This is a genomic window from Prevotella sp. P6B1 (assembly GCF_000702825.1).
Taxonomy (GTDB): Bacteria; Bacteroidota; Bacteroidia; order Bacteroidales; family Bacteroidaceae; genus Prevotella.
The window spans coordinates 200,229-212,023 of sequence record NZ_JNKF01000016.1; the positions used below are offsets into that span (position 1 = coordinate 200,229).

11 protein-coding genes, 1 tRNA gene and 1 rRNA gene are annotated in these 11,795 nt (G+C 47.3%); 4 read left to right on the top strand and 9 right to left on the bottom strand.

The window, feature by feature from the left end:
- The first annotated feature begins 22 nt into the window (after window positions 1-22).
- The 4 genes from T495_RS0113985 (at window position 23) to T495_RS0114000 (ending at window position 4,721) form a co-directional block, all read left to right on the top strand.
- Window positions 23-103: transfer RNA gene (locus T495_RS0113985), tRNA-Leu, on the top strand.
- 210 nt (window positions 104-313) lie between these two features.
- On the top strand, window positions 314-2,302 hold the full coding sequence (locus T495_RS0113990; protein ID WP_033149114.1) for a hypothetical protein: 1,989 nt from the start codon (window positions 314-316) through the stop codon (window positions 2,300-2,302).
- A 41-nt stretch (window positions 2,303-2,343) separates the two neighbouring features.
- Window positions 2,344-3,510 (top strand): OmpA family protein, encoded by a 1,167-nt coding sequence (locus T495_RS0113995; RefSeq protein ID WP_369793261.1) that lies wholly within the window; start codon window positions 2,344-2,346, stop codon window positions 3,508-3,510.
- A gap of 80 nt (window positions 3,511-3,590) precedes the next feature.
- Window positions 3,591-4,721 carry a hypothetical protein gene (locus T495_RS0114000; RefSeq protein ID WP_033149115.1) on the top strand — a complete coding sequence of 377 codons (1,131 nt, stop codon included), beginning with the start codon at window positions 3,591-3,593 and terminating at the stop codon, window positions 4,719-4,721.
- A 96-nt stretch (window positions 4,722-4,817) separates the two neighbouring features.
- Here the strand turns inward: T495_RS0114000 and T495_RS0114005 are convergent, their stop codons facing one another.
- The 9 genes from T495_RS0114005 to rrf form a co-directional block, all read right to left on the bottom strand.
- Window positions 4,818-5,888, bottom strand: a complete 1,071-nt coding sequence (locus tag T495_RS0114005; protein WP_155993708.1) for a hypothetical protein — start codon at window positions 5,886-5,888, stop codon at window positions 4,818-4,820.
- Window positions 5,889-5,911: 23 nt separating this feature from the next.
- The gene (locus tag T495_RS0114010) at window positions 5,912-6,295 is read right to left on the bottom strand and encodes a hypothetical protein (protein ID WP_033149116.1); all 384 of its coding nucleotides are present in this window, start codon (window positions 6,293-6,295) and stop codon (window positions 5,912-5,914) included.
- On the bottom strand, window positions 6,295-7,608 hold the full coding sequence (gene der, locus T495_RS0114015; protein WP_028902452.1) for a ribosome biogenesis GTPase Der: 1,314 nt from the start codon (window positions 7,606-7,608) through the stop codon (window positions 6,295-6,297). Before der ends, T495_RS0114010 begins: the two co-directional genes overlap by 1 nt.
- Before the next feature lie 9 nt (window positions 7,609-7,617).
- Complete coding sequence (gene era, locus T495_RS0114020; RefSeq protein WP_033149117.1) at window positions 7,618-8,505, bottom strand: GTPase Era; 888 nt, start codon at window positions 8,503-8,505, stop codon at window positions 7,618-7,620.
- Between the two features lie 31 nt (window positions 8,506-8,536).
- Window positions 8,537-9,541 (bottom strand): beta-ketoacyl-ACP synthase III, encoded by a 1,005-nt coding sequence (locus tag T495_RS0114025; protein ID WP_028902450.1) that lies wholly within the window; start codon window positions 9,539-9,541, stop codon window positions 8,537-8,539.
- Complete coding sequence (gene rpmF, locus T495_RS0114030) at window positions 9,541-9,732, bottom strand: 50S ribosomal protein L32 (protein WP_028902449.1); 192 nt, start codon at window positions 9,730-9,732, stop codon at window positions 9,541-9,543. Before rpmF ends, T495_RS0114025 begins: the two co-directional genes overlap by 1 nt.
- A gap of 45 nt (window positions 9,733-9,777) precedes the next feature.
- Entirely contained in the window at window positions 9,778-10,299 is a 522-nt protein-coding gene (locus tag T495_RS0114035) for a DUF177 domain-containing protein (RefSeq protein ID WP_033149118.1), read from the bottom strand.
- 113 nt (window positions 10,300-10,412) lie between these two features.
- The gene (locus tag T495_RS0114040; RefSeq protein ID WP_033149119.1) at window positions 10,413-11,528 is read right to left on the bottom strand and encodes a PAS domain-containing sensor histidine kinase; all 1,116 of its coding nucleotides are present in this window, start codon (window positions 11,526-11,528) and stop codon (window positions 10,413-10,415) included.
- A gap of 60 nt (window positions 11,529-11,588) precedes the next feature.
- A 5S ribosomal RNA gene (gene rrf / locus T495_RS0114045) occupies window positions 11,589-11,701 on the bottom strand.
- Window positions 11,702-11,795 lie beyond the last annotated feature (94 nt).

The following is an 11,795-nucleotide window of genomic DNA, read 5'->3' on the forward strand; positions in this document are numbered from 1 at the left end:
TATTATCTTTGCACCCGCAAAAGCGCCTGTGGCGGAATTGGTAGACGCGCTAGACTTAGGATCTAGTGTTTACGACGTGCAGGTTCGAGTCCTGTCAGGCGCACAATTACTCATAATCCATTAACAATTGACAGTTATCAAGGCCCATACCACATTCTTTGTATTTTAAGCATGAATTTGCGCCATTTTGAAAAAAAAACCACAAAATGCTTGCAAGTTTCGGATTTATTTCCTACTTTTGCCTCGATTTATATAAATTAACGTAAGACATTCTATATTTTTATTTATTGTTTAATTATAATTTTTTAGTTCAATGAAAAAGAAAATTATCAATGGTATCATGATGGTAGCGCTGTTGTTCGCTACTGTTACCTCATTTGTTTCTTGTAAGGACAATGATGAGGACTTGAAAATTGATGTAACCGCTGCCCTGCTGCCCGAAATTAAGCAGGCACAGAATGACATTACTAACCTTCAGACCTCAAAAGCTGATGCTTCAACCGTTACTACTTTAAGTGGTAAGTTGACAACCCTTGAGAATACAGTTAACAATCTGAAGTACGCTACTCCAGAGCAGTTCCAGTCTCTGAAAGACGAGCTCGCTGCCATTCAGGCTCACATCAAGGATCTTGTTTACGCTCTTGAGAATATGGTAACCAGCGTAACTGTTAACGCTACCGCTACCAGCATTATTCCTAACAGCAAGATCTTCCCAGGCATCAACATGCAGCTGATCGGTGCTGCTTACGGTGACCCCGTTAAGCCTGCTGGTGAGTTCCCATCAACCAACGCAATGCTCTATGTTGACGGTAACGCTCTGCCTGCAGCTCTTATTGCTGGCGATACATACAGCTGGGATGAGAACACCAAATACATCGGTGCTGAGAATGGTAACGAAGCTGGTAAGGTTTACTTCACTCTGAACCCATCTAACGTTGACCCCGCTAATCTGAAGAGCCTGAAGCTCGTTAACAGCAAGCAGGAAGAGATTGCTACTTTGGGTGAAGCTAAAGTTTGTGAGGATGAGCTCACATGGGGACAGACCCGTGGTATTGGTTATGACCAGACTCACGCAGCAAAGCTTTGGGTTGCCGACGCCACCATGGATGTTGACAACGTAAAGCAGGCTATCGACCTCAAGAAGATCATCGACTTCAAGTCTATTAAGAACAGCGTTGAGACTATGATCAACAGTGCTAAGACATCTGGTGTCAAGACCGCTGGTAAGACTGTTCTGCAGGAGAGTGCAAAAATTGCTACTACCCTTATAACAGCTCCATCTAATATTGAGCCTATGACTGCAGTTGCTCTGAAGGCAGAGTGGAACGACACTATTGGTACACGTAGTGTATTGTCTGACTATTCTATCGCTGCTACTGCTTATAAGCCATTGTCATTCGCTGAGTTCAAGGATGTTCAATTCACTGCAAATGTCGACTTGTCAAAAATTGACAACGCAGTCTACAAGTTTGCAAAGAAACTCAAGAAGACTATTGACAATATCACAGCAAAGGTTGAGAAAACTAACGTTAATTTCTCTATCGACCTCAATGATCTGAATCCCGATCAATTTGAGGTAACCACCAAGGTATTCGCAGTTGCAGAAACTGACTCGAAGACTATCGATGGTCAAACTGTTACTACCATCGCAAAGATTTACTTCACAGATAGTGAAACAAGAGCTACGACTCCTCAAAACGGTAGAACAGTAAAAAAGATTGAAGAAGACATGGGAGATTTCCAGCCAAACTACCAGTACTATAGCGAACTTACCGTAGGAAAGGATTTGTCTGAAGAAATTGCGAAAATTAAGACAGCTGTACAGAATGGTTTTGACACAAAAAGCATCCAGGATCTGTTGAAGCAAGCTATTACTTCTTTGAGAGACGTTGAAGATGGTGTTGATGATATTGTATCACTCACAGACCGTGTTACAAACTATCTGTCAACCATTATCAACAAGTCAATCAACTTCATCGGAACTGGTCGCATTCTTGAGCCAATTCTGCTCGTTAACACAGACAACGGTATTCAGCGTGCTACCGGTAACTACACCGCTGGTACATACACCTTCATTCCTACCACTCTGAACTACGAGGTACTTGCTCCTGCATACAAGAAGTACATCGCTGTTGTTGACGCTAATGGTGACGTTCGCTACAAGACTCTCAAGACCAAGGGTGAGGAAGGCTTCAAGAACTTGGAGGTTGAGCTGAAGGCCAACGATACCAAGATTGTATATGCTGCTATGGACTTCCGCGGTTACCAGATCGCTAAGGTTTATGACATCACCGTGAAGTAATTAACATTTGTGGATTAAAAATGATTTTACAGAATATGAAAATGAAGAAAACAATATTGTCTTGCCTGATGCTGTTAGCTGGTCTTTCAGCATCTGCTCAGGAGCAGAAGGGCACGACTGAATACGTCTTCGAGCCACACTGGTATATTCAGGTACAGCCTCTGGGTGGACAGTACACCCTCGGTGAGCGTGGTTTCGGTAAGCTGCTTTCATACAATGTTCAGGCTGCTGTAGGCCGTCAGTTCTCTGAGCTGTGGGGTGCACGCCTCACTGTAGGTGCTTGGCAGAGCAAGGGCGGTAGCAAGTACACGGGTAGCAACCCTCTGACTGGCGTGCCTTATACTTGGTCTGGCAATGAGTATGGCTGGAAGTGGAACTATGTAGCTCCTACTATTGACGCTACTTTGAACCTCTCTAACCTCTTCGCAGGTTTCAACCCCAACCGTGTATTCAACCTGACCGCATTTGCTGGTCTGGGCGCTAATATCGCTTGGAACAACAAGGAGGCTGCTACAGCTGATGCTGCTATCGTATCTGATCTTCAGTACCCTGCAGGCACTCAGAAGCTTGCTTACCTGTGGGACGGCACCAAGGTTCGCCTGGTTGGTCAGTTCGGTGCTCTCGCTGATTTCAAGATCAACGATAAGTGGAGCATCAACCTCGAGTTCAGCGCAAACACTCTGAGCGATAAGTACAACTCTAAGAAGGCTGGTAACTGGGATTGGTACTTCAATGCCCTCGCTGGTGTAAAGGTTAACTTGGGTAAGACCTACTCTACCCGCTTTATCCCTGCTCCAGAGCCAGAGATCCGCTATGTAGAGAAGATTGTTGAGAAGATTGTAGAAGTTCCCGCTCCTGCACCAGCCGAGACAGCTGAGACAGCCGCTGAGCCTCTGCGCCGCGATATCTTCTTCACCATCGGTAAGACTGTTATCCGCAAGAGCGAGCAGCAGAAGGTTAACGACGTTGTTGCTTACCTGCAGGCTAATCCTGAGGCTAAGGTTAACGTAACTGGTTACGCTGACGCTGGTACAGGTAACGACCGTATCAACGATCGTCTGGCCGCAGCTCGTGCCGACGTTGTTGTTAAGGCTCTGAAGAAGGCTGGCGTTTCTGCAAGCCGCATCAGCTACGACAGCAAGGGTGCTCGTGTTCAGCCATTCGCTGACAACGACAGCAACCGTGTATCTATCGTTATCGCTGAGTAAGCTTTAGATAAGATAACATTCAAAATCAAGCCCAGTCCCACCATGGGGCTGGGCTTTTTCTGAAACAAGAGGATAACCAGATGAAGACATTAATTACAGCTATCCTGGCTTTTATCACAGTTCCTATGATGGCCCAGCTGTCAGAAGGATATTACCGCGTACAGAACAACGGTTCTGAGCGCTACATCACCATCACTGATGATGTCATCACAAACGTAGATATCAACTCATCTATCCTGGACTATAACAATATCACCACTTGGACAGGATTCGACAAAGTAAAAAGCAACCCGGGCTCGGTTATCTATATCAAGCCTGTTAATAACCAATATAACCTGGCTGCGCAGGGCATCAGCGTTTACGACATTGCTGGTGGCAGAACATACATTGATATGACATACTGCGGCACAAAAGATGGCGTAGGTATATATATCATTTCGGCTTCTGCAAAATCAGGCGGCATCAGCGTGACCAAAAAACTCTACGACGGATCCTCCACACGTGAGAAAGACTATGTAGGCGACAGTGGTGCCGCTACGCACCAATACTGGCGCGTGAAACCCATGAACACCACCGACAACTATATCGGCATCACACCAACCGTGGAGACTAACGACGGATGGTATGGCACCATCTATGCATCCTTCCCTTTCAAGACCGTATCAGAGGACATGAAAGTGTATTATGTGGACGGTGTCTGCGATGGCGAGTTCCGACTGCAGGAGATTACCGACGACATTAAGCCGGCTGCTACCCCACTCATCGTGAAGTGCAGCAGCAGCGATGCCGCAAACAATATGATACTGCCCGTGGTAGGCAATGGCACAGCAGTCAGTGGCAACCTGCTGAGAGGCACCTATTTCGACAGTAGTCTGCGTAATCATATCCGCCGTGTAGAATACGACGCAAATACCATGCGCATACTCGGCAAGGACGATCAGGGTAACCTGATATTCACCACAGCCAAGAACAGTGATCTCACAAACAGTGCGTATATTCCCAAGAACACCTGTTGGTTGCAGATACCCGGGTGGCTTACTGGCGATTTGAAACAGGTAAGCCGCGAAGCATTTACCGGTATCCAGAATATCAACACCGATGCCACCACCAGAAAAGGCACCTATACACTCTCGGGCATGCGCGTGGAGAAGAGCGAAAACCTTCGTCCCGGCGTCTATATCCAAGATGGAAAACTGGTTGTGATTAAATAGAAAAAAGTTCCCTTTTTACGGGAACTTTTTTTCTAAGTACTTTGCAATTGCAGCCTAAGTACTTTTCAATTGCAAAGTACTTAGAGAAAAACCGACCTAAAAAATGGTCTTTGTAAACCTTACATTCAGTACCGGATACACCTTAACACCGCCCACGATATCAACCCAGTCGCCAACCTTACCACGGATACCTTCTACATCCTTAGTGAGGTTAATACCATCATGGGTATAGAGGTCAGGAGTGCCGCCCCAGAACATGGCACCGGCATCGAATGACACCTGCCAGTCGTCACGGTTCTTCAGCAGCCGGCCGCCATAGCCAAAGCCCAGATAAGGCTTAAAGTTATTTGCCTTGGCATATACCTTCACCATGCCGTCAAGACCAGGTTCCATCATATAGGTTTCACCAGCCTGATGTATCACACCATATTCGCCCTTATGATGAAGAATAGAACCAAATTCGCCATATACATCCTGAGCATAGGTGCCATAAATATCATGTTTGAACTTACCGATGGGGAAGCCCATACGACCATAATTCATCAGTGCGCTACGTATCTCCTCGCCAATGCTGAAGCTAGAGCCTTCATAGAGCGGCAGACGATTCTCTGCACGATAATAGATGGTGTTATACATGCCCACTGCCAGCAGTGAGGTCATGGCCTGCGTAGAGTTCTCGGCATAGCCGAACTGGGAGGGTCCCCAGTAGAAACCAGCCGTGAAATGCCAATGACGATTATGCTTGAAGGGGAACACATCAACCAGGAGCTTGAAGTTGTTAACCGTAGGCTTGCCTACCATCTCAACCTCATCAGTCACCTGATAGCCGGTGACCTGGGTAAGGATCTCCGACAGACGATCGAAACGCGACTTCACACGATTACCCTGGGCATCGTACTTCTTGGCAGGCTCACCACCTACCTCTACAGGGAAATAGATGCTCTTATGGAAGCGGGGCATGTAGTCGTAGCCTGCACGCAGTTGGACATAGTCGCCTATTCTGCTGGCCACATCGATACCTATTCCGGTGGTACCAGCCACAACAGAAACGTCGAGATTCCCGAACACGCCATAGTGCTTGGAGCACGAAGCCGTCTTGATACTATCCTGTGCCTGGGCAGCAGTCAGCATGCAAGCAGCGGCTATCAGTAATACCATCTTTTTCATATTCATTATAAAAGGGATTGACATTATTTCATCATCCAGCGTCCTTCACGCTCCACCATGGGCACCACCACCTCCTCGGTGGTCGAGTCGCCATAACAAAGCATCAGGAGCACGCTGGTGTACTGCAGTGTACTATCAGTGAAAGCCCGCGAGATACGCACCTCCTGGATGCCCTTACGAACCTGCTGCTGAGCGATGAACTGCTTGTAGCTCTCCATCAGCTGAGCGCGGTAGTCGTCAGGCAGACTATCTGCCATCAGGCGCCCTTCCACGAAATGCGCATAATCGCCCTCTATCAGATGCTGATAGTAGCCCTTGGCGGCCAATGCCGCCAACTCCTCTTTACTGGGCTCACTACAAGCAATCACACAGAGGGCGATTAACGCCAGATAGATCAGTTTACGCATCACTTCTGACGGATGAATACATTAATAGGCGAACCTGTCAGCGTCCAGTTCTCACGGATCTTGTTCTCGAGGAAACGCTTATAGGGTTCCTTGACATACTGAGGCAGGTTGGCATAGAACACGAAGGTAGGAATCTGCGTGTCGGGCACCTGAGCCACGTATTTAATCTTAATATACTTACCTTTGACTGATGGTGGCGGGAACGCCTCGATGAGTGGCAGCATCACTTCGTTGAGCTTCGAAGTACCAATCTTAGCCTTACGGTTCAGATAAACCTGCTTGGCTGTCTCAAGTACCTTGAAGATACGCTGCTTGGTAAGCGCTGAAGCGAAGATGATGGGGAAATCAACAAACGGCGCCATACGCTGACGGATGGCATTCTCGAAAGTAGAGATGACCGCCTGCGACTTATCCTCAACCAGATCCCACTTATTAACAACTACCACCAGTGATTTATTATTCTTCTGGATAAGCTGGAAGATGTTCATATCCTGTGCCTCGATACCACGGGTGGCGTCGAGCATCAGCACACACACATCACTGTTCTCGATGGCGCGGATAGAGCGCATCACCGAATAGAACTCCAGGTCCTCGGTAACCTTATTCTTACGACGGATACCGGCAGTATCCACCAGATAGAAGTCGAAACCGAACTTATCGTAACGGGTATAGATAGAGTCACGGGTGGTTCCGGCGATATCGGTTACGATATTACGATCCTCGCCGATAAAGGCGTTGATGATACTCGACTTACCGGCATTAGGACGACCAACCACCGCAAAGCGGGGAATACCATCCTCCAGTTCGTCCTTGGGTTTCTCGGGCAACATCTCGAGTACCTTGTCGAGCAGGTCGCCTGTACCGCTACCGGTAGCAGCGCTAATACACCAGGGATCGCCGAGACCTAACTTATAGAACTCGTACTGATCATAGAGATTCTTGCCGTCGTCGGCCTTGTTGGCTACCAGCAGAACAGGCAGTTTAGCGCGGCGCAGAATCTGCGCTACGTCCATATCCCAGCCGGTAACACCATTATTGATATCGCAGAGGAAGAGTACGAGATCAGCCTCTTCGGTGGCAATAATCACCTGCTTGCGGATCTCCTCTTCAAATACATCGTCGCTGTTGACGACCCAGCCGCCGGTATCGACAACTGAGAACTCACGACCGTTCCACTCACACTTGCCATACTGACGGTCACGTGTGGTACCGGCCTCGTCGCTGACAATAGCCTGACGGGTTTTTGTCAGTCGGTTAAACAGTGTGGACTTTCCCACATTAGGGCGTCCTACGATTGCTACTAAATTTCCCATATATGATCTTTATTCGGGGTTATAACCGAAGTGGTTTAATTCTTTTTCAGATGAACGCCAATCCTTGTCGACTTTCACGAAAATCTCAAGGAAGATAGGCTTGTCGAAGAATTTCTCGAGCGATTTGCGAGCCTCGGTGCTCACCTTCTTGAGGGCTACACCCTGATGGCCGATGATGATACCCTTCTGAGAGTCGCGCTCCACATAGATAATGGCATTGATGTGGATATGCTTATCGTCCTCCTTAAATCGCTCTACAGCAACCTCTACACTGTAAGGAATCTCCTTATCATAGTAGAGCAGGATTTTCTCACGGATAATCTCCGACACGAAGAATCGGGCGGGCTTATCAGTGAGCTGGTCCTTATCGAAATAAGCCGGGCTCTCGGGCAAGAGTTCCTGAATACGCTTTAACAGCATATCCACACCGAACTTGTTCTTTGCCGAGAGAGGCAGGATCTCTGCCTTGGGCAGCAGGGCATGCCACTTATCAACAATGGCTGCCAACTGGGCATTACCACCAGTCAACTCATCAATCTTGTTGATGAGCAGGATGATGGGAGTATCCAGCTTCTGCACTTTCTCCAAGAACTCCATATTCTTCTCGGGGTTCTCTACCACGTCGGTCACATAGAGCAGCACATCCGCATCCTGTAGTGCCGACTCAGAGAACGCCAACATAGACTCCTGTAGTTTGTAGTTAGGCTTGAGCACACCCGGTGTATCCGAAAAAACGATCTGCATCTCGGGTGTATTCACGATACCCATGATGCGATGACGGGTGGTCTGAGCCTTAAAGGTGGCAATTGAAATACGCTCACCAACCAGCTGGTTCATGAGCGTACTTTTGCCTACGTTGGGATTTCCAACAATATTTACGAATCCTGCTTTATGCATTAATTCTCAATTGTCCATTATCCTTTGTCAATTACTTACTGCCATCATAGGCCCACTTGTAATAAGAAGCGCCATGAACAAAGCCGGCACCAAAGGCCGTCAGAATCATGTTGTCGCCCTTCTTCAACTTACTTTCGTACTCCCAGATAGCCAACGGTATCGTAGCAGCACTCGTGTTTCCGTAGCGCTCAATGTTCACCATCACCTGCTCCATTGGCAACTCCAGACGCTTAGCTACTGCCTCAATGATACGCATGTTAGCCTGATGAGGAACCACCCACTGGATGTTGTCCTTGTTCAGACCATTGCGCTCAGCAATGATAGCGCAGTCGTTACTCATGTTAGTCACCGCATAACGGAACACGGTACGTCCCTCCTGATAGAGGTAGTGCAGACGATGATCAACAGTGAAATGCGACGGAGGGCAGACTGAACCTCCAGCCTTCAGGTGCAGGAACGGCAGTCCCTTACCATCAGTGCGGAAGTAAGAGTCCATCACACCGATATTCTCTTCCTCAGTAGCTTCAAGCATCACGGCAGCTGCACCATCTCCGAAGAGAGGACAGGTCTGACGGTCCTTATAGTCGACTACCGACGACATCTTATCGGCACCAATAACGATAATCTTCTTGTAGCGTCCGCTCTGAATCATCGTCGCTGCCACGTCGAGTGTGTAGAGGAATCCACAGCAGGCACCCCAGAAATCGAATGCGAAAGCATTCTTCAATCCAAGCTTGCCTAATACGATAGAGGCTGTGGAAGGGAACTTATAATCAGCTGTAGAGGTGGTAACAATGAGGGCGTCGATAGAATCGGGATCGGCGCCGGTCTTCTGCATCAGCTGCTTGGCAGCCTTACGGGCCATGTAGCTGGTGCCGAGACCTTCCTCCGTAAGAATGTGACGCTCCTTGATACCAACGCGCGTCATAATCCACTCATCGTTGGTGTCGACCATACGTGACAACTCATCGTTGTTCAGAATATAGTCGGGCACGTAGCCGCCTACACCAGTGATTATCGCATTGATTTTACCCATTACTCAGCTACTTCTTCCTCAATCTTGATAGCTACCTTACCACGATAGTAACCACAGGTGGGGCATACAGTGTGATATACATAATATGCACCACAGTTAGGACATACTGCCAGTGTAGGAGCTACTGCCTTGTCATGAGTACGACGCTTGAGTGTACGAGTCTTTGATTGTCTTCTTTTAGGATGTGCCATAATTCTATTACTTTTTAATTGTTACTATTTTACTTTTTTACCTTTTTACTCTTTTAATTTCAAGAGTGCTTCCCAGCGGGGGTCGATGGGCTGGTCGGACTCCTCATCGCTGCTTCGGTCAGCTGACAGCTCTTCCAGAGCTTTCGTCATGGCAGGGTTGCACTTGCCAGGTGCATGCACATGCCTGATGGGTATTACCAACGCCACAAACTCATAGATGATCCACGAGGTGTCGAGTATTCCTTCGTCCTCAGGCACTACGATGATATCATCTTCCTCTGAGTATTCGCTTCCGAGCTTAACAATCAGACGATTATCGGTTTCTACCGGCTGGTCCATATCGTCGAGACATCGGTCGCATGGTACAATGATGGTGCCAACAGTATGGAATAAGAGCTCAAAAAAGCCGGTTGCCTTGCGTATAGACACCGACACATGCAAAGAACCCTTCTTCACATCAGCACCGTCAAGAGTTGAGAAGTAGGAATCATCGAGATCGAAAGACAAGGTTGTTTCCTCGTCTGTCAAACTCTTCAAATCTATCTTCAACATCTCTAAACTACTCATTTGGGGTGCAAAGTTACAAACTTTTTTCCAATTAAAGCGCGGTTATTTCAATTTTTTATCATTTCTATGTAAAATAGTTGACTAACAGCGTCTTATATTACACAAAAACAGGGTTATTTGTGCAATTCTATCCGGAAAGTAGTACCTTTTCCGAGCTCCGACGACTTCACGAAAATGCGGCCTTTATGATAGTCCTCAACAATACGTCGCGCTAAAGAAAGGCCCAATCCCCACCCACGTTGCTTGGTGGTAAAACCAGGCGTAAACACATGGCTGATATCCTTCTTACGGATACCCTTTCCGGTATCGCTCACCTCAAGAATCACGCGATGGTCATCGTCTATCAGCTGCATGACAATCCTGCCACTGCCTTCCATGGCATCAACAGCATTCTTACACAGATTTTCAATCACCCATTCGAAGAGTGAAGCATTGATATTGGCAATGACTTCATGTTCAGGCAGGTGAGTCAGGATTTCAACCTGATTTGAAGTTCGCCGACGCATATAGTCAACCACATGTTCTACCACCTCATTCATTGAACTTTCTTTAGGTTCCGGCAAGGATCCTATCTTTGAAAAACGCTCTGCAATACGCTCCAGACGCTTCACATCCTTATCCATCTCAGGTATGAGTTCATCGTCAGGATGATTCTCCTTGAGTATCTCTATCCACGCCATCAGACTGGAGATGGGCGTACCTAACTGATGGGCTGTTTCCTTCGACAGTCCAACCCAAACCTTATTCTGTTCCGCCTTCTTTGAAGATAACAAAGCGAAGATGGCAACTACTACAAAAATCATGACGACGCCTAACTGCCAATAAGGATATTGTGACAGACGTTTCAGCAGGACCGATTCATCGTAACATACCACCTGACTACCTACCACAATCGTATCGCCAGCTTTCTGCATACGCAGGGCATGCTGTTCAAGATGTAGTGTATCTTCGATATTACGATAATCATCTATTCCACCCTTATCGTTCATCACTATCACAGGAATGGTGGTATTACCTTGCATCACATCGAGCACTAAAGACAGATCGGTATGCTCATCGGCATGATTCAAGGCATGCAGCGCCTGTGCCCATACCTCCATTTTCTTACGTTCCTCGTTAGAGAGGTCTTTCACCAGAAAATGAGATACCAGAAGCGAAGTGACAGCAATCAGAATTGCTGCTATCACCAGGACAATTTTGGTTTGTCGGATTCTATCAGTCCACTGCATACATAGATAAAACGAAAAAGCCCCGAGAATATTGTATTCCCGAGGCTTCTCTTTGAAAAAAGACGGCGGCTTCCTACTCTCCCGCATTGCATTGCAGTACCATCGGCGCAGGTGGGCTTAACTTCTCTGTTCGGAATGGGAAGAGGTGGGACCCCACTGCAATAACCACCTGATATAGGTTATTGACATTGTCGACACAAGAAACCTCCGTAGAAGTTTGTTTCAGATACTAGATTACATCTGATAATATCAGCATGAAGCGAAAGA